This window comes from Streptomyces sp. NPDC046870 (genome assembly GCF_040704595.1).
GTDB lineage: Bacteria > Actinomycetota > Actinomycetes > Streptomycetales > Streptomycetaceae > Streptomyces > Streptomyces argyrophylli.
Window position 1 is genome coordinate 69,849 of the sequence record NZ_JBEYXM010000009.1, and the last position, 18,177, is coordinate 88,025.

The window sequence follows — 18,177 nt, forward strand, 5'->3', positions numbered from 1 at the left end:
TCCTGGATTTGCGAACTCTTTAAGAGTGGCTCATCTCACCGTTCGTCAAGTACGGCCTACGGTCGCGTAGGTCACATCCGAAGGTGAATCATGGTCCGACGTGGCAGACGATTCGAAGAATGACAGCAGATCAGTGATCGGGTCGTACGTGGCGGTGGGGGACAGCTTCACCGAGGGCGTCGGCGACCCCGGCCCCGACGGGGCGTTCGTGGGCTGGGCCGACCGGTTCGCGGTCCTCCTCGCCGACCGGCGTCCCGAGGGCGACTTCCAGTACACCAACCTCGCCGTGCGCGGAAAGCTGCTGGACCAGATCGTGGCCGACCAGGTGCCGCAGGCCATCGGCCTGGCCCCGGACCTGGTCTCCTTCTGCGCGGGCGGCAACGACATCATCCGCCCCGGCACCGACCCCGACGAGGTGGCCGAGCGCTTCGAACGCGCCCTGGCCCGGCTGACGCGGGCCGCCGGCACGGTGATGGTGACGACCGGCTTCGACACCCGTGGCGTCCCCGTCCTCAAACACCTCCGCGGCAAGATCGCCACCTACAACGGGCACGTCCGCGCCATCGCCGACCGGTACGGCTGCCCCGTCCTCGACCTGTGGTCGCTCAAGTCCGTGCAGGACCGCAGGGCCTGGGACAGCGACCGGCTGCACCTCTCGCCCGAGGGGCACACGCGCGTGGCGCTGCGCGCGGGACAGGTCCTCGGCCTGGACGTCCCGGCCGACCCGGAGCAGCCGTGGCCGCCACTGCCGCCCCGGGGCACGCTGGAGGTCCGCCGCGACGACGTCCAGTGGGCGCGGGAGTACCTCGTCCCCTGGATCGGCCGCCGGCTGCGCGGTGAGTCCTCGGGCGACCACGTGACCGCCAAGGGCACACTGTCACCGGACGACATCAGGATGCGGATCGCCGCGGTGGCCTGACCCGGCCGGCTTGTCACGACCCGCCGACCCGCCACGGCCCGCGCCCGCACCGCCGGCGCGGGCTGGACGGCGGTCAGTACGGCCCGGTCGCGGGCTCGTCGAGCAGGCGGGGCAGCCGGAGCCGGGCGACCGCGTCCGGCAGCGCGGGCGAGCGTCGCCGACGGCGCGGTTCCCCCAAGGCCGGTCCGAACGGCCGGTCTCGGCCTCGGTCACGTGCCGGACCTTGGCGCCGGGCTGGGCCGGCACGCCCGCCCCGGGCCCCGCGGGAACGGTGCCGCGATGGACGGACGCACCTCGGATGACCCCGCGCCCCGGTGCCGACGTGTCCGCGGCGCGCGGTCCGGTCGCGCCGGCGGTTCCGCGGAAGCCCGCGCGTCAGCGCCGTCTGTCCGTCAACGCCCCGCGCTCCAGACCCAGTTCGCGAGCGAGGGCGTCGTCCACCCACTCCTGTGCCCGGGACCGGGGCACCGCGCCCGGGTACGACGTGAGCTGTACCGCCAGCCCGTCCAGCAGCGCGGTCAGCCGCAGTGCCGTGCCGGCCGGGTCCGGGCAGGCGAACTCACCGGCCGCCACGCCCTCGGCGATGACGCCGGCGATCGCCGCCTTCCACTGCTCGTCCAGCTCCCGGGTGACCTGCCGCAGTGCGGGCTCGCGCAGGGACACCGCCCAGCCCTCGATCCACAGCCGCCAGCCCTTGGCCTGCCCGGTCGGCGCGTACCAGCGCACCGCCGACCGCAGCCGGCGCAGCGCGGTGGTCCGCCGGTCCAGCAGCCCGCGCAGACGCGCGAGGTCGTCCTCGGCCGCGTAGGTGAACGCGGCGGCGACCAGCTTCTCCTTCGTGGAGAAGTGGTACAGCACCAGCGCGTTGCTCACCCCGAGGGCCGCGGCAACGTCGGCGATCCTGACCGCCGCCACGCCCCGCGCCTCAATCTGCCCGATGGCTGCCCGCAGCAGCTCCTCCCGCCGCTCGGCCACGCTCAACCGCACTCTCGCCACGCCGTCACCCTAGTCGTTGCCCCCGGTGCCGCCGAAGCGGTCGCGCGGCGGGCCCGTCACCGATGCCGGCCGAACCGCTGCGCGATCACCGGCAACCGGTCCGCCACCAGGGCGTGCGCGGCCACGCGCGGGGTCGTACCGTCGGCCTGCGCGCGGTCCAGCACCTGACTGGTCAGGGCGCGCATCGAGCGCCGGACGTGGGCGAACGCCTCGTCGGCGTCGGCGCCGATGTCGCCGAACAGGGTCCACCACCACCAGGCGTTCGTCGCGGAGTTGACCACCACGTCCGGCAGCACCGTGACCCCGCGCCCGGTCAGCAGCTCCTCCGCCTCGGGCACGACGGGCATGTTGGCGGCCTCGACGATCCAACGCGCCCGGATCCGCTCCTGGTTCACGGGGTCGACGGCGTACGACACGGCGGCCGGCACCAGCACCTCCGCCTCCGTGGACAGCCAGGCGTCGCCGGGCAGTTCACGGTCACCGGGGCGCAGCACGCCGCGGTCCACGGTGCCGTAGCCGTCCCGTGCCGCCAGCAGGGCCTCGACGTCGAGCCCCGCCGGGTTGGCGATCGTGCCCTTGATGTCGGCGACGGCCACGACGCTCAGGCCCGCGCGCGCGAGGAAGCGCGCGGTGGCGCCGCCCATCGTGCCGAGGCCCTGCACGGCGACCCGGGTGCCCGGGTACGGCACCGCCGCCCGGTCCAGGGCCGTCAGCACCGACTCGGCGACCCCGCAGCCGCCCACCAGCTCGTCCAGGCCGAGGCCGTCCACCCGCACCGCGAAGGCGTCGGCGAGCCGCTCGCGGGCCGCGGCCTCGTCGTCCAGCAGCGGGTAGACCGCCTGGATCGAGGAGACCAGGCCCGCCTCGGCCGCCGCGCGGTCCACCAGGTCCTGGGTGAGACCCAGGTCCTCGCCGGTGGTCCAGCAGCTCTCGACATACGGCCGTACGGCGCGCAGATAGCGCACGAGGAGTCCGTACGCCTCCGGGTCCCGGGGGTCGCAGTCGATGCCGCCCTTGGCACCGCCGAGCGGGATGTAGCGGCTCCCGGGGCTGTAGTGCAGGGCCTCCTTCATCGTCATGCCGCGGGCGAGTCCGGTCACCTCCTCCAGCGTGCAGCCGGGCCGCATCCGCAGCCCGCCGCTCGCCACGCCCCGCACCAGCCGGTCCACGACCAGGAAGCCCTGGCGGCCGGTGACGTGATCGGTCCAGACGAGCGACAGCGAAGGGGCGGCGACGGGGGTGGCCATGGGGGCTTCCTCGGGGGAGCGATGAGGTGATCACCTGAACGGCGAGTCAGTATCCGGAGCCGGTCCGGACCCTGTCAACGCGCGGAAGAGGCGTTCGGCGGCGGACGGAGGCACCCTCCGGACCCTCGCAGCCCGCGGGGCCGACCATAATGGGGGACCTCACCCACTCCACCGGGAGGTACCGTGACCGGTCTGCGTTCCGCGAGCTCCGGGCTCCGCGCGCTGCGGCCCGCTGCGTTCGGAGCGGACCCGGGGGGTGAGCGCATGGCACGCATCCGCCGCTCGCCGCATTTCAAGGACGGCGTCTTCCAGAACCCCGGCGGCCCCGCCCGCACCCGGCCCACCGGGTCCTCGCTGGACCTCGCGAAGGTGTTCCTGGACAAGGACACCCGGCCGCTGCGCGCCCCCAAGGGCACCGTCCCGGTGCATCCCACGACCTTCGCCGACCTGGCCAAGCCGCCCGCCACCGGACTGCGGCTGACCTGGATGGGCCATTCCAGCGTGCTCGCCGAGATCGACGGTCACCGCGTCCTGTTCGACCCCGTCTGGGGCGAGCGCTGCTCCCCGTTCCCCTTCGCCGGCCCGCAGCGGCTCCACCCGGTGCCGCTGCCCCTGGCCGTGCTCGGTCCGGTCGACGTCGTCGTCATCTCGCACGACCACTACGACCACCTGGACCTGCCCACCATCAAGGCGCTGGCCGGCACGGACACCCTGTTCGCCGTGCCGCTCGGCGTGGGTGCCCACCTCGAACGCTGGGGCGTCTCCCCGGACCGGCTGCGCGAACTGGACTGGCACGAGTCCACCCGGGTCGGCGGCCTGACCCTCACCGCCACCCCGGCCCGCCACTTCTGCGGCCGTGGCCTGCGCAACACCCAGCACACCCTCTGGGCGTCCTGGGCCGTCGCCGGCGAGGAGCACCGGATCTACCACAGCGGCGACACCGGCTACTTCGACGGCTTCAAGGACATCGGTGCCGCGCACGGCCCGTTCGACGCCACGATGATCCAGATCGGGGCGTACAGCGAGTTCTGGCCCGACATCCACATGACCCCGCAGGAGGGTCTGCGCGCCCACCTCGACCTCCAGGGCGGCGCGCCGCACGGCGTCCTGCTGCCGATCCACTGGGGCACCTTCAACCTCGCCCCGCACCCCTGGGCCGAGCCGGGGGAGTGGACCAAGGAGGCCGCGGAGGAGGCCGGCCAGGCGGTGGCCCTGCCCCGGCCGGGCGAGCCGTTCGAGGCCGCCGGCAAGCTGCCGGCCGAGGCGTGGTGGCGGAGCGCGTCGGGGGACGTACGCCGCACCTGGCGCTCGGTCGGCGCGTTCGTCGCGGAGCCGCCCACCCGCGACACGGGCGCCTGACCGGCCGGGGCGAGGGGCGCCCCGCTTCCGCGGACAGAACGTACGAACGTGAAGGAAATGCCGCCGGCCGGGAAGGGCCGGCGGCCCTGACCATGCGCCGCCGGGCGGCCGGCCTGCGCGTGCAGCCGATGGCGCTCCACCGGTACGCAGCCGGCAGGGAAGGGCTGCCCGACGGCCTGGGGGGAGACCTTCTTCGCCGAGGTCGACGAACGACCGCGGACCTCGTTCGAGCAGTCCCGCGCCGACGCGGCCGGCGACCGCACTGGCGGACCGGACTGCCCCTGATGCGACGATCCGAGCGGATCACCCTGGACGTCGACCGCGTACACCGCTTCGCGCTCGACCCCTGGCCCAGTCAAGGCCAAAGCGAACACGTTGAGTAATGAACGGCCTGGGCAGGGCCGGGTCGGAGGGGCACCGGAGGCAGCCGCGCGGGCGGCGCCGGGAGCGAGCCCCGCACGCGCGTGCGCCGCGCGGGGGAGAGCGCGAGGGGTGGGGGATCGACCGACCGTTCCGTTCCTGACCGCTTGTGACCAGGACAGATCACTGCTGACGCGATTCCGCCTGGTGTCGGGCAGCGGCCATCGGACCTTCGTGCGACGCCTCATACCAGAGCGGGACGCTGCTCGGGTGACTTTGTCAACTGCCCACCGCACATGATGCTCAGGCAACTACTGTGAGTGTCCGCCGGGCGACGCGCGGCCGGGTGCACCGGCCCCGCCGGCCGGCGGCGATGACGCGTGCCCGCAACGACGCATGCCCGCACGGCGCACCGCACGAGGACACAGGCCCGACGGACCAGTACGAGGACGCAGATGTCTCACCTCCGAGCACCGGCCGCCCGCGCCGATCGCCGCGAGGGCGGCCGGCACGGGCGACCGGTCGCCCGACCCGCTCCCGCACTGCCCGAGACGCACATACGGTCCCAGTTGATGCGGCTCGCCGTCCTGCCGCCCCTCGCGGTCGCGCTGAGCGCCACCGCCGCGGTGCTCTTCAGCCTCCGCTCCACCGGCGCGCGCACCGGGCCCCTGCTGTGGGCCGTGCTCGCCGGATCGGTCACCGTGGCGGTCGCCGCCGTCCTGATCGCCGCCGTGGCCGCCGACCGCGCGGCCCGCTCGGTCGCCGACCGCGTCGACGCGCTGCGCCGCACCGCCGCGCGCGGCGAGGCCGACCTGCACGCCCTGGTCGACGCGCTGCGGCAGGGCGAGACCCCGCCACAGCACGGGCCGCGCCGCCGGCCGCCCGCCGACGCCGACGACTTCGAGCTGCTCGCCGCCGATCTGGCGCGCGCGTACGACGGCGCCGTCACCGCCGTCGTACGGGCCGCCCAGCTCTCCAGCCAGACCGGCAGCCAGCAGAAGCTGGAGGTGTTCGTCAACCTGGCGCGGCGGCTCCAGTCCCTGGTGCACCGGGAGATCTCCATCCTGGACGACCTGGAGAACGAGATCGAGGACCCCGATCTGCTCAAGGGGCTCTTCCACGTCGACCACCTGGCCACCCGCATCCGCCGGCACGCCGAGAACCTCGCCGTGCTCGGCGGCGCGGTCTCCCGGCGGCAGTGGAGCAACCCCGTCAGCATGACCGAGGTGCTGCGCTCCGCCATCGCCGAGGTCGAGCAGTACTCCCGCGTCAGGCTGGTGCCGCCCATCGACGGCGAACTGCGCGGCCACGCCGTCGCCGACGTCATCCACCTGCTCGCCGAACTCATCGAGAACGCCACGGTGTTCTCCGCCCCGCACACCCAGGTGCTGCTCCGCGCCAACCTCGTCACCTCCGGGCTCGCCGTGGAGGTCGAGGACCGCGGCCTGGGCATGCCCGTCGCGGAGCAGGAGCGGATGAACGCCGTGCTCGCCGACCCCGACCAGGTCAACGTCGCCAGCCTGCTGGCCGACGGCCGCATCGGGCTCTACGTCGTCTCCCAGCTCGCCCGCCGGCACAGCATCCACGTGCGGCTGCAGACCAACATCTACGGCGGGGTGCAGGCCGTCCTCGTCGTGCCGCAGGCCCTGCTGGGCAACGCGCCGGGCGTGCCGGGCGCGGGCGCCGCGACCGCCGTTCCGCAGCAGCAACCGCAGCGGTCCGGGGAGCCCGGGGCGCCGCAGGAGGTCCGTGCGGTGGCACCCGGGCCACCCGTGCCCGCGCCAGGTGCGGGGAGCGGTGCTGGAGCGGGGCGCGCCGCCGAAGGCGCCGGTGGGTCCACCGTGGGCGGCGGGGACCCGGCCGGCGAGGCGGCGGGGTCCGGGACGGGCGGCGGGCAGACCGCGGCGACCGGGCGGCGCAGGCACGCCCAGCGGGGCCCGGCGCGGCGAGGGGCGGAGAGCGGCGCGCGCGGGTGGCACGCAAGCGCCCCGGCCCCGCTGCCCGTGCGCGGCGCCCAGGAGGCGCGGTCCACACCCGCCGAGGCCGTGCCCGGCATCAGCGCCGAGGACCGGGCGGCGGTGGAGGCGCACACGGGCGTCCTGCCCACCCCGCGCGTCGGCCCGGTCCGCGGCACCATGGACAAGCCCCAACTGCCCCGCCGGCGCGCCCAGGAGCACATCGTGCCCCAGCTGCGCGGCGGCCCGCAGCCCCGCCAGGAGAGCGACACCGTCGCCGGCCACGACCCCGGCCTGATGGCCGCCTTCCAGCGCGGCATCGGACTCGCCGAGGCCCAGCAGAGCCTGGAGTCCGAGCAACCGGAGCCGGCGCTCCGCGAGCCGGGGTCCGAGCAGACGGCGTACGAGCAGACGGCGTACGAGACGGCGTACGGGCACATGGGCTCGGCCCACATGGATGGTGAGCACAGGACAGGCGCGCACCTGCCGGCCTCCACGCCGGGACCGGCCGAGCCGACGCGCGCACGCCCCGAGCACGGCGATCCGGACCACAGGGGGTCGCGGCACAGGGGCCCGGACCACATGGACCCGGACCCCTCAGCGCAGGGCTACGCCGGAGCGCACCACATGGGGCCGGGCCACATGTCCACCGAGCACACAACCCAGGTCGTCCCTACCACTCCGGACCCCACCCCGCAGCACGTGGCCCCCATACCCCAGGCACACGCCCACGCGCCCGCAGCCGACGGCGTTCGCGGCAGCGGCCGGGCCGAGGGGAGCGCACCGGCCGGATGACCGCCTCCGCCCCCGCACCCCTACGCCGTACCCCCACCCCCACCCCCACCCCCAGCGCTCCCGCTGGTCTTCGTACCCCAAGGAGTCGATCCACCATGGCGAGCGATGCGCCGACCGTCCACGCCTCCGACCTCGACTGGCTGCTGAGCGGCCTCGTGCAGCGCGTACCGCACACCACCAGCGCGGTGCTCCTGTCCTGCGACGGACTGGTGAAGTCCGTGCACGGCCTGGACGCCGACAGCGCCGACCACATGGCGGCCCTGGCCTCGGGTCTGTACTCACTCGGCCGCAGCGCGGGCGTCCGGTTCGGCGACGGCGGGGACGTCCGCCAGGTCGTCGTCGAACTCGACGCGACCCTGCTGTTCGTCACCACCGCAGGCTCCGGCACCTGCCTCGCCGTGCTGGCGGGCCGCGAGGCCGACGCCGCGGTACTCGGCTACGAGATGGCGATGCTGGTCAAGAGCGTCCGCCCCTACCTGGTCACCGCGCCCCGGCAGCACAGCGTCGAATCCACGGCGACGAGGCCCTGAGCGTGGCCGCAGCCGGCGACGGGCCCTGGCTGGACGACGCGGCCGGACGGCTCGTGCGGCCGTTCACGGTGAGCAACGGCCGCACCGAACCCAGCATCGCCCTCGACCTGATGTCGCAGGTGATGGCCACCGGCGTCACCCCGCTCGGCTACCTCGGCCCCGAGCACGCGCAGGCGCTCGACCTGTGCCGCGCGCCCGTCTCGGTGGCCGAGGTCGCCGCCCAGCTGAAACTGCCCGCCGTGGTCACCAAGGTGCTCCTCTCCGACCTGGTCGACTGCGGCGCGCTGACCACCAAGCCGCCCGTGTACCACCACACACCCACTGACCGGTCTCTGCTGGAGGCAGTGCTCGATGGACTACGACGACAGCTCTGACCCGTTCCCGACCGCGCTCAAGATCCTGGTGGCGGGCGGGTTCGGCGTCGGCAAGACCACCTTCGTGGGCGCGGTCAGCGAGATCGCGCCGCTCAGCACGGAGGAGCTGCTCACCACGGTCAGTGTCGGCACGGACAGTCTCGACGGCGTCGAGAACAAGATGGAGACCACGGTCGCCATGGACTTCGGCCGGATCACCCTCGATCCGCGCCATGTGCTGTACCTGTTCGGCACGCCGGGGCAGGAGCGGTTCTGGTTCATGTGGGACGAGCTGTCCGAGGGCGCGCTCGGCGCGGTGATCCTCGCCGACACCCGGCGCCTCCAGGACTGCTTCGCCGCCGTGGACTTCTTCGAGGAACGCGGGCTCGCCTTCATCGTCGCCCTCAACGAGTTCGACGGCGCCCACCGTTACGACCCCGATGAGGTGCGGGCCGCCATCGACCTGGACCCGCGGATCCCGGTGGTCCGCTGCGACGCCCGTATCTCCAGCTCCGGCGTCCAGACCCTGCTCGTCCTCGTCCGCCATCTCCTCGCCCACGCCCCGGCGCCCGCGCCCAGCCACGGCGCCCACATGTGAATCCGCCCTACCGCCCACGGAGCCCCCATATGAGGTACGCCCACAGCGACGGAGCCCGGCCATGAGCTACGAGCCGCCCCGGCCGGTCCGGGGTCTGCTGCTCACCCCCGAGGACAAGGAGGCCCCCGCCCGCGTCCAGCGGCTGCGCCGGCTCGGTCTGGCGGACCGGCCCGACCCCGCGCTCGACGCCTTCGCGGACCACCTTGCGCAGCTCACCGGCGCGCTCTACGCCATGGTCAACTTCATAGGCGAGGAGCACCAGTTCTTCGCGGGCCTGAGCGCCCCGGCCACCTCCCCGGTCGTGCGGGACGACGGCACCAGGGCCCGGATCGGCCGGGTCCTGCCGCGCGACCACGGTTTCTGCCCCCATGTGGTGGTCCGCCGCAAGGCACTCGTCCTGGAGGACGTCGGCGACTACCCCCGGTTCGCGTGCAACCCGGTCGTCGACGGCTACGGCATCCGCTCCTACCTCGGCGCCCCCCTCATCGACAGCTCCGGCATGGCGCTCGGCACCCTGTGCGCGGCCGACACAGCGCCCCGCGCCTGGGGCAGGCCGGGCCTGGAGACCATCAAGGCGCTCGCCGCCGATCTCGTCGTACGCCTCGAACGGAGTAGGGAGGACGGACTTCCTCTGTGACGCGCAGGACAGCCGCGCGGGGCGGCGCGACGGGTGTTTTCGGGGGGCGTGTAGGAAAGCTGAGGCGCCGGTTAAGAAAAGCTCGATGGACCCGGGCCCGCGCGTACGGCAGATTGCAGGGTGATTCCACCCCTCTGACCCGGTGCGGGCTGCTTCGGCGCGCCCGCGGGCCGGGCCTCACCCACAGGAGCCGTAGCGTTGAAGGCGCTGGTCAAGGAGAAGGCGGAGCCGGGACTCTGGCTGACGGACGTCCCGGAGCCCGCCATCGGCCCCGGGGACGTCCTGATCAAGGTCATGCGGACCGGTATCTGCGGCACGGACCTGCACATCCGGTCCTGGGACGGCTGGGCCCGGCAGACGATCCGGACCCCGCTCGTGCTGGGCCACGAGTTCGTCGGGCAGGTCGTCGAGACCGGGCGGGACGTGACCGACATCCGCATCGGCGACCGGGTCAGCGGCGAGGGCCACCTGGTGTGCGGCAAGTGCCGCAACTGCCTGGCCGGCCGCCGGCACCTGTGCCGCGCCACCGTCGGCCTCGGCGTCGGCCGTGACGGCGCGTTCGCCGAGTACGTCGCCCTGCCCGCGTCCAACGTCTGGGTGCACCGCGTCCCCGTCGACCTCGACGTCGCCGCGATCTTCGACCCGTTCGGCAACGCGGTGCACACCGCGCTCTCCTTCCCGCTGGTTGGCGAGGACGTGCTGATCACCGGCGCGGGCCCGATCGGCCTGATGGCCGCCGCCGTCGCCCGGCACGCGGGCGCCCGCAACGTCGTCGTCACCGACGTCAGCGAGGAGCGCCTGGAGATCGCCCGCAAGATAGGGGTGAGCCTGGCCCTGAACGTCGCCGAGTCCACCATCGCCGACGGACAGCGCGAACTGGGGCTGCGCGAAGGCTTCGACATCGGCCTGGAGATGTCCGGCCGGCCCGAGGCCATGCGCGACATGATCGCGAACATGACGCACGGCGGCCGCATCGCCATGCTCGGCCTGCCCGCCGAGGAGTTCCCGGTCGACTGGGCCCGGATCGTCACCTCGATGATCACCATCAAGGGCATCTACGGCCGCGAGATGTTCGAGACCTGGTACGCGATGTCGGTGCTGCTGGAGGGCGGCCTGGACCTCGCCCCCGTGATCACCGGCCGGTACGACTACCGCGACTTCGAGGCGGCCTTCGCCGACGCCGCGAGCGGCAGGGGCGGCAAGGTCATCCTGGACTGGACCGCGTAACCCCCTTCACCCGCAAGCACCTTCAGGTATTCAGGAGCTTTCCCATGTTCGACACCGTCCGCGACGACCTGCGCGCCACCCTCGACGAGATCCGCGCCGCCGGCCTGCACAAGCCCGAGCGGGTCATCGGCACCCCGCAGTCCGCGACCGTGAACGTCACCGCTGGCGGCCGCCCCGGCGAGGTCCTCAACTTCTGCGCCAACAACTACCTCGGCCTCGCCGACCACCCCGACGTGATCGCCGCCGCCCACGCCGCCCTGGACCGCTGGGGCTACGGCATGGCCTCCGTCCGCTTCATCTGCGGCACCCAGGAGGTGCACAAGGAGCTGGAGGCCCGGCTGTCGGCGTTCCTCGGCCAGGAGGACACCATCCTGTACTCCTCCTGCTTCGACGCCAACGGCGGCGTCTTCGAGACCCTGCTCGGCGAGGAGGACGCGGTGATCTCCGACGCCCTCAACCACGCCTCCATCATCGACGGCATCCGCCTCTCCAAGGCCCGCCGCTTCCGCTACGCCAACCGCGACCTCGCGGACCTGGAGGCCAAGCTCAAGGAGGCGTCCGACGCCCGGCGCCGCCTGATCGTCACCGACGGCGTGTTCTCCATGGACGGCTACGTCGCGCCCCTGGCGGAGATCTGCGACCTCGCCGACCGCTACGACGCGATGGTCATGGTCGACGACTCGCACGCCGTCGGCTTCGTCGGCCCGACCGGCCGCGGCACCCCCGAGCTGCACGGCGTCATGGACCGCGTCGACATCATCACCGGCACCCTGGGCAAGGCCCTCGGCGGGGCCTCCGGCGGTTACGTCGCCGCCCGTGCCGAGATCGTCGCCCTGCTGCGCCAGCGCTCCCGCCCCTACCTGTTCTCCAACACGCTCGCCCCGGTGATCGCCGCCGCCTCCCTGAAGGTCCTCGACCTGCTGGAGTCCGCCGACGACCTGCGCGTGCGGCTCGCCGAGAACACCGCGCTGTTCCGCCGCCGGATGACCGAGGAGGGCTTCGACATCCTCCCCGGCGACCACGCCATCGCCCCCGTCATGATCGGGGACGCGGCGAAGGCGGCCCGGATGGCCGAACTGCTGCTGGAGCGCGGGGTCTACGTGATCGGCTTCTCGTACCCGGTCGTCCCGCAGGGACAGGCCCGCATCCGGGTCCAGCTGTCCGCCGCGCACTCCACGGAGGACGTCGACCGCGCGGTCGACGCGTTCGTCGCGGCGCGCGCCGAGCTGACGGCCTGACCAGGGCGGACGCCCTGGGATAATGGGGGCATGATCGAGGCACGGCGGCTCCACATCCTCCGTGCGGTGGCCGACCACCGCACGGTCACCGCGGCGGCCGCCGCGCTCTACCTCACCCCCTCCGCCGTCTCCCAGCAGCTGACGGCCCTGGAGCAGGAGACCGGCCACCGCCTGGTCGAGCGCGGCGCCAAGGGCGTACGGCTCACCCCGGCGGGCGAGATCCTGCTCAGCCACACCAACGCGGTCCTCGCCCAGCTGGAGCGGGCCGAGGCCGAGCTGGCCGCCTACGGCTCGGGCGAGGCGGGCACGGTCACCGTGGCGGCCTTCGCGACCGGCATCGCCCAGGTCGTGGCCCCGGCCGTGGCCCGCCTCGCCCACTCCGCGCCCGGCATAAGGATCCGGGTGCAGGACGCGGAGGGCGACGCCAGCCTGCCCATGGTCCTGGACCGGCAGGTGGACGTCGCGGTCGCCGTCGAGTACCGGGGCGCGCCGTCCGCCGACGACCCCCGCCTGACCCACGTCCCGCTGTACGCCGAGCCGTTCGACGCCGTCGTACCCCTCGGGCACCGGCTGGCGGACGCCCCCGAGGTGCCCCTCGCCGACCTGGCCAAGGACACGTGGATCGGGCCGTACCCCGGCAACCCGTGTCACGACGTGGTCGTCCTCGCCTGTGAGAGCGCCGGCTTCCAGCCGCGCCTGGAGCACTCCTCCGACGACTTCCGGGCCGTCGTCGCCCTCGCCTCGGCCGACGCGGGCGTCGCCCTGGTCCCACGCTCGGCGCTGCGCGGCATGGACCTGGCCGGCGTGGTCGTCCGCCCCGTCGACGGCGTCGCCCCGACCCGCCGGGTCTTCGCCGCCGTCCGCCGGGGCGCCGAGGGGCACCCGCTGATCCGCCCGGTGCTGGAGGCGCTGGGCGAAGCGGCGCAGGCGTGAGGCTTCCGTAACAACGCCGTCTCACGTACGGGATAGCGTCCCGGAAATGAGAAACGAGGACACCGTCGATCTCCTCATCGGCGCCCGGCTCGCCGAACTGCGCGCCCAGCACGGCTGGTCGCTCGGCGAACTCGCGGAGCGCAGCGGGGTCAGCCGCTCCACCCTGTCGCGCGCCGAACGCGCGGAGACCAGCCTCACCGCCGCCCTGCTGAACCGGCTCTGCCACGTCTACGGCCGCACCATGTCCCAACTGCTCAGCGAGGTCGAGGCGGCACCGGTCCCGCTGGTCCGTCGCGCCGAGCAGCGGGTGTGGGCGGACCCCGCCTCGGGCTTCGTCCGCCGGTCCGTGTCCCCGCCGCACACCGGTCTGCGCGGCGAACTGGTCGAGGGCCGGCTCGTCCCGGGCGCGGACCTCGCCTACGACCGCCCGCCCGTGCCCGGCCTGGAACAGCACCTGTGGCTGCTGGAGGGGGACCTGGAGGTGACGGCCGGGGACCAGGTCCACCGGCTCGGCGCGGGGGACTGCCTGCGGATGCGGGTCACCGGCGCGACCCGCTTCCGCTGCGCCGGTCCGGACGGGGCGCGGTACGTGCTGGCGGTGGTGCGGCCATGAGGCCCCGCGGGGACACGGCGACGAGGGTGGAGCGCTGGGACGGCACCCGCGTGCGCGACCGCGCCGGCGACCTGGCGGCGCTGCTGACCGACACCGTGGACTCGGGCGCCTCCGTCGGCTTCCTCGCGCCGCTCGGCCACGCGGCGGCGGTCGCCTGGTGGCGGGAGCGGGCGGAGGCCACGGCGGCGGGCCGGCTGGCCGTCTGGGTGGCCCTGGACCCCGTGGACCGGGTGACCGGCACGGTGGGGCTGGCCTTCCCCGACAAGCCGAACAGCCGGCACCGCGCCGAACTGGTCAAGCTGATGGTGCACCGCTCCGCGCGGGGGCGGGGCCTCGGGCGCCGGCTCCTCACCACCGCCGAACAGGCCGCCGCGGCCGACGGCCGCACCCTGCTCCACCTCGACACCGAGACGGGCAGCCCCGCGGAGGGCCTGTACCGCTCGGCCGGCTGGACGAGGGCCGGGACCATCCCCGACTACGCGGCGAGCCCGGCGGGCGTGCTGCGGCCGACGACGCTGTACTACAAGCGGCTCGGAGGCTGACCGCCGGCGGGTGCGGCCACCGCCGGCAGGGCCGGCTGTCAGTGGCAGGGGCTACCGTGCGCGGCATGCCGGATGCACACGACGTACGCCGAATCGCCCTGTCCCTGCCGGACACGACGGAGAAGATCGCCTGGAGCATGCCCACGTTCCGGGTCGCCGGGAAGATGTTCGCGACCCTCCCCGAGGACGAGACGTCCCTCGCCGTGCGCTGCCCCAAGGAGGAGCGCGACGAACTGGTCCTGGCCGAGCCGGAGAAGTTCTGGATCGCCGGCCACGAGGCGCAGTTCGCCTGGGTGAGAGCGAGGCTCGCCGCCCTGGAGGACGAGGACGAGCTGCGGGCCATCCTGGCCGACTCCTGGCGCCAGGCCGCCCCGTCCCGGCTGCTGGACGCGCATCCGGAGCTGGGGCTCCCGGCCGGGGGCTGAAAAGCCCGGCGGGCGCCTTCCGCGAAGTGGCATGATCCCGCCTCGGCGGGCAGGAAGAGGCCGCGGCACGGGCGGGAAGCGGTACGAACGCGGAGACGGCACGGGCAGGGTGACGGCCGGGTCGGGGAGGGGAGCGCTCGGGATGACCGGAACGGACGCGCGGCGGAATGCCGCCGGCCGGGGTGTGCGCGAGGTGGCGGCCGGTGTCCCGGCGGTCTGGTCACGGGACTTCGCGCTCTTCTTCGTGGCCCGGGCCGTCGCCCGGCTCGGCGACACCATGCTGCCCGTCGCCCTCGCCGCCGGCCTGCTGCAACACGGGTACGGCGCGGGCGCGGTCGGCCTCGCCATGGCCTCCACGGCCGCCGCGTTCGCGGGACTTGTCGTCTTCGGCGGAGTCATCGCCGACCGGTTCAGCACCCGCAGGCTGATGATCGGCGCCGACCTCGTCCGGCTCGGCGCCCAGTCCGTCGCCGCGGGCCTGTTCTTCACCGGGCACGTGGTGCTGTGGGAGATCTGCGCCATCGGCGTCGTCAACGGCGTGGCCGGCGCCGTCTTCCAGCCGGGCGTGGCCAGCACCGTGCCCCGCCTCGCCACCGACATCCAGGGCGCGAACGGAGCGATCCGCATCGCCGAGTCCGCCGCCCAGCTCGCCGGTCCCGCCGTCGCCGGCGTCCTGGTGGGCCTCGCCTCGCCCGGCGGGGTCTTCGCCGCGCACGCCGCCACCTACGCGCTCAGCGCCCTGTGCCTGCTGCTCCTCCGGCTGCGCCCGCTCCCCGTCACCGCCCGCGCGGCCACCGGCTCCGCCCTGCGCGCCTTCCGCGCCGATCTCGTCGACGGCTGGCGGGAGTTCCGCTCCCGCGCCTGGCTGTGGGGCGTGATCGCGGTCTGGTGCCTCTACATGATCGCCGTGTGGGGCCCGACCGTGCCGCTGGTGGCCACCGAGGTCGTCCGGCACCACGGCCCCGGCGCGTACGGCCTGGTCAACTCGGCCCTCGGCGCGGGCACGGTGGTCGGCGGCCTGCTCGCGCTGCGGCTGCGCCCCCGCCGCATGCTCCGCGCGGGCGCGCTCTCCCTGTTCGCCTTCTTCGGCTTCCCCGCGACCGTCGGGGCGGGCCTCGGCGTACCGGCCATGGCGGCCGGGGCCGCGGTCGCCGGTGCCGGGATGTCGTTCTGGGGTGTGATGTGGGCGACCACCGTGCAGACCCAGGTCCCGGCCGACGTCCTCAACCGCATCCACGCCTACGACGTGGCGGGCTCCCTGGCCATGATGCCGGTCGGCCAGGCCCTCGCGGGCCCGGCGGCCGAGGTCCTGGGCGCCGGCCACGTCCTGCTGACCGCGGCGGTGGTGAGCCTGGCGGTGGCGGCCATCCTGCTGGCGGTCCCCCCGGTACGCGACCTGACCCGGGCCGACGCGACGGTCCGGCCCACGCCGTGACGGCGGACCGCCTTGCGAAAAGAGAGCGTGCCGCAGTTCCTCCGCGGGCATCGCGGCGCTCTGCTGATCTCGCGGGCTCGCGTAATCGAAGCAAACGCCGACCGCTCACCCCATCCGCGCCCCCGCACGCCGCGCATCCAGGAAGTGCCCGATCCGTTCCCGCAGGGCCGCCTCGTCCAGCCCGTGCGCGGCCACGTGTTCCTCGATCGTGCCGTAGCGGCGCAGCTCACGGCGGGCGACGCCGAGGCCGAGCACCCGGTGCGGGACATCGGCCAGTGCCTCGCTCACCGCGGCCGTCGACGTCCCGGCCAGGTACGGCTCGACCAGCACGACGTCCGTGCCCGCCGCCTCCGTCGCCCGGCGCAGCCCGGCCGCGTCGAACGGTCGTACCGTCGTCGCATACAGCACGGTCACGTCCAGGCCCTCCGTCGCGGCGAGGACCGCGTCCAGCATCGGGCCCACCGCGACGACCACCCCCGAACGGCCCTCGCGGACGGTGACGAAGTGCCGGCCGTCGATGACCCGCCCCCGCCGGTTGGACTGCACCGACAGGCGCACGTACACCCGGTCGTCGCCCGCCGCGACCGCGTGGTGCAGCAGCGTCTCGGCCTCGTCCGGGTGCCCGGGTACGTGTACGGTCCAGCCGGCGAGCGTGTCGAGGAGGGCGACGTCGCCCGGGGCCATGTGGGTGAAGCCGCCGGCCGGCCAGTCGAAGGAGGCGGCGGCACTCACCAGCACCGCGCCCGTGTCCTGGTGTCCCAGGTCCAGCTTGAGCTGCTCGAACGGCCGCTCCACGAGGAAGCTGGCGAAGGTGTGCACGATCGGCCGCAGCCCGGTGAGCGCCAGCCCCGCCGCCGCGCCGACCAGCAGCTGTTCCCGGATGCCGACGTTGATCACCCGGTCGGGGTGCCGGCGCTCGGCGTCGCGGAACCCGTCCCGGCCGATCTCGGCGAGGACGACCGCGACCCGGGGGTCCTCGTCCAGCAGCCGGGAGGCGACGGGGGCGAAACGGTCACGCATGGTGTCCATCGGAAGACCCTTTCCGGGGAGTCAGACGTTCTTCGGCTCGACGCGGGCCACGACGACATGCGGCCGGCCGGGATGCGGGGCGGTGAACGCGGCGTACAGGGCCTCGTGATCGCGTCCGTCGACGGTCACCGCGGACCAGCCCGCCGCCTCGAACCGGGCGGCGATCCCGCCGGGCAGCGCATGGCTCGCGGAGGAGTTGTCGACCACGACGGTGTGCAGCCGGTCGAGCCCGGCGGGCCCCGCGAAGGCGATCGCCTCGTGGTTGCTGCCCTCGTCCAGCTCGGCGTCCCCGATCAGCACCCAGACCGCCGGACCGGGCCGGCGCTGCGCCCGCAGGCCCAGCGCGGTGCCCACGGCGATCGGCAGCCCGTGCCCGAGCGAGCCGCTGCCGATCTCGGCCCCCGGCACCAGGACGCGGTCCGGGTGGTGCCCGAGCGGGGAGTCGTAGGACCCGAAGCCGGGCAGCCACTCGACGGGCACGAACCCCTTGGCGGCCAGGACGGCGTAGTACGCCATGGGCCCGTGCCCCTTGCTCAGCAGGAAGCGGTCCCGGGCCGGGTCGTCCCGCCGCTCCGGAGCGACCCGGAGCACCCGGTCGTAGAGCACCCACAGCACGTCGAGCGTGGACGTGGCGGCCGGCCCGTGCTTCTCGTCACCGGTCATCAGCCCCATCAGCCGGGGCAGGTCGTCGTAGCCGTACGAACGGCTCTGGTCCGTTGCGGTCGTCATGCCGATGATCGTGCAACCTCAATCGGACTTGAGGTCAAACCGGGAAAGGGGCGCGCGACCACCGAGCCGAGTGCGGTATTGTTTCCCTGCGCGTTCGGCCGGGGAAAGCCCAGGTCAAACGGCACCGGGACGTGGCGCAGCTTGGTAGCGCACTTGACTGGGGGTCAAGGGGTCGCAGGTTCAAATCCTGTCGTCCCGACTTGTGAGAGTCGCCGGTGAGGGCCGGTTCCGGAGGTGTCCGGAACCGGCCCTCGATC

18 protein-coding genes and 1 tRNA gene are annotated in these 18,177 nt (G+C 74.1%); 15 read left to right on the top strand and 4 right to left on the bottom strand.

Going from position 1 to position 18,177, the window contains the following annotated elements:
* Positions 1-133: 133 nt before the first annotated feature.
* Positions 134-919 (top strand): SGNH/GDSL hydrolase family protein, encoded by a 786-nt coding sequence (locus tag AB0946_RS20985; RefSeq protein ID WP_366762326.1) that lies wholly within the window; start codon positions 134-136, stop codon positions 917-919.
* Between the two features lie 375 nt (positions 920-1,294).
* Here AB0946_RS20985 and AB0946_RS20990 read toward each other — a convergent pair whose 3' ends face one another.
* Both AB0946_RS20990 and AB0946_RS20995 read right to left on the bottom strand, forming a co-directional pair.
* Positions 1,295-1,915 carry a TetR family transcriptional regulator C-terminal domain-containing protein gene (locus tag AB0946_RS20990; protein ID WP_366762137.1) on the bottom strand — a complete coding sequence of 207 codons (621 nt, stop codon included), beginning with the start codon at positions 1,913-1,915 and terminating at the stop codon, positions 1,295-1,297.
* A 56-nt stretch (positions 1,916-1,971) separates the two neighbouring features.
* Complete coding sequence (locus AB0946_RS20995) at positions 1,972-3,162, bottom strand: Glu/Leu/Phe/Val dehydrogenase dimerization domain-containing protein (protein WP_366762138.1); 1,191 nt, start codon at positions 3,160-3,162, stop codon at positions 1,972-1,974.
* A 183-nt stretch (positions 3,163-3,345) separates the two neighbouring features.
* On the opposite strand from AB0946_RS20995, the gene AB0946_RS21000 reads away from it, so the two are divergent.
* From AB0946_RS21000 to AB0946_RS21060, 13 genes are all read left to right on the top strand, one after another.
* Positions 3,346-4,521 carry an MBL fold metallo-hydrolase gene (locus AB0946_RS21000; RefSeq protein ID WP_366762139.1) on the top strand — a complete coding sequence of 392 codons (1,176 nt, stop codon included), beginning with the start codon at positions 3,346-3,348 and terminating at the stop codon, positions 4,519-4,521.
* An 815-nt stretch (positions 4,522-5,336) separates the two neighbouring features.
* Complete coding sequence (locus tag AB0946_RS21005; RefSeq protein ID WP_366762140.1) at positions 5,337-7,631, top strand: ATP-binding protein; 2,295 nt, start codon at positions 5,337-5,339, stop codon at positions 7,629-7,631.
* 95 nt (positions 7,632-7,726) lie between these two features.
* Positions 7,727-8,161, top strand: a complete 435-nt coding sequence (locus AB0946_RS21010; protein ID WP_366762141.1) for a roadblock/LC7 domain-containing protein — start codon at positions 7,727-7,729, stop codon at positions 8,159-8,161.
* 2 nt (positions 8,162-8,163) lie between these two features.
* On the top strand, positions 8,164-8,535 hold the full coding sequence (locus AB0946_RS21015; RefSeq protein ID WP_030646844.1) for a DUF742 domain-containing protein: 372 nt from the start codon (positions 8,164-8,166) through the stop codon (positions 8,533-8,535).
* A complete protein-coding gene (locus AB0946_RS21020; protein ID WP_366762142.1) occupies positions 8,513-9,112 on the top strand; it encodes an ATP/GTP-binding protein in 600 nt (199 codons plus the stop codon). Before AB0946_RS21015 ends, AB0946_RS21020 begins: the two co-directional genes overlap by 23 nt.
* Before the next feature lie 61 nt (positions 9,113-9,173).
* Positions 9,174-9,749 (top strand): GAF domain-containing protein, encoded by a 576-nt coding sequence (locus AB0946_RS21025; protein WP_366762143.1) that lies wholly within the window; start codon positions 9,174-9,176, stop codon positions 9,747-9,749.
* 198 nt (positions 9,750-9,947) lie between these two features.
* Positions 9,948-10,976 (top strand): L-threonine 3-dehydrogenase, encoded by a 1,029-nt coding sequence (gene tdh, locus AB0946_RS21030; RefSeq protein ID WP_356341189.1) that lies wholly within the window; start codon positions 9,948-9,950, stop codon positions 10,974-10,976.
* A 44-nt stretch (positions 10,977-11,020) separates the two neighbouring features.
* Positions 11,021-12,214 carry a glycine C-acetyltransferase gene (locus AB0946_RS21035; protein WP_366762144.1) on the top strand — a complete coding sequence of 398 codons (1,194 nt, stop codon included), beginning with the start codon at positions 11,021-11,023 and terminating at the stop codon, positions 12,212-12,214.
* A 30-nt stretch (positions 12,215-12,244) separates the two neighbouring features.
* A complete protein-coding gene (locus tag AB0946_RS21040; RefSeq protein WP_366762145.1) occupies positions 12,245-13,147 on the top strand; it encodes a LysR family transcriptional regulator in 903 nt (300 codons plus the stop codon).
* 46 nt (positions 13,148-13,193) lie between these two features.
* Positions 13,194-13,760, top strand: a complete 567-nt coding sequence (locus AB0946_RS21045) for a helix-turn-helix domain-containing protein (RefSeq protein WP_366762146.1) — start codon at positions 13,194-13,196, stop codon at positions 13,758-13,760.
* Positions 13,757-14,302: a GNAT family N-acetyltransferase gene (locus tag AB0946_RS21050; RefSeq protein ID WP_366762147.1), complete on the top strand. Its 546-nt coding sequence runs from the start codon at positions 13,757-13,759 to the stop codon at positions 14,300-14,302. The genes AB0946_RS21045 and AB0946_RS21050 overlap by 4 nt, the downstream gene beginning before the upstream one ends.
* Before the next feature lie 65 nt (positions 14,303-14,367).
* Positions 14,368-14,727, top strand: coding sequence for an MmcQ/YjbR family DNA-binding protein (locus tag AB0946_RS21055; RefSeq protein ID WP_366762148.1), 360 nt, complete (start codon positions 14,368-14,370; stop codon positions 14,725-14,727).
* Positions 14,728-14,869: 142 nt separating this feature from the next.
* Positions 14,870-16,162, top strand: coding sequence for an MFS transporter (locus tag AB0946_RS21060; RefSeq protein WP_366762149.1), 1,293 nt, complete (start codon positions 14,870-14,872; stop codon positions 16,160-16,162).
* 105 nt (positions 16,163-16,267) lie between these two features.
* On the opposite strand, the gene AB0946_RS21065 is transcribed toward AB0946_RS21060, so the two are convergent.
* The gene (locus tag AB0946_RS21065) at positions 16,268-17,191 is read right to left on the bottom strand and encodes a transketolase C-terminal domain-containing protein (protein ID WP_366762150.1); all 924 of its coding nucleotides are present in this window, start codon (positions 17,189-17,191) and stop codon (positions 16,268-16,270) included.
* A gap of 21 nt (positions 17,192-17,212) precedes the next feature.
* Positions 17,213-17,920, bottom strand: coding sequence for a transketolase (locus AB0946_RS21070; protein WP_366762151.1), 708 nt, complete (start codon positions 17,918-17,920; stop codon positions 17,213-17,215).
* Between the two features lie 125 nt (positions 17,921-18,045).
* On the opposite strand from AB0946_RS21070, the gene AB0946_RS21075 reads away from it, so the two are divergent.
* A tRNA-Pro gene (locus AB0946_RS21075) sits at positions 18,046-18,119 on the top strand.
* The last annotated feature ends 58 nt before the right edge of the window (positions 18,120-18,177 follow it).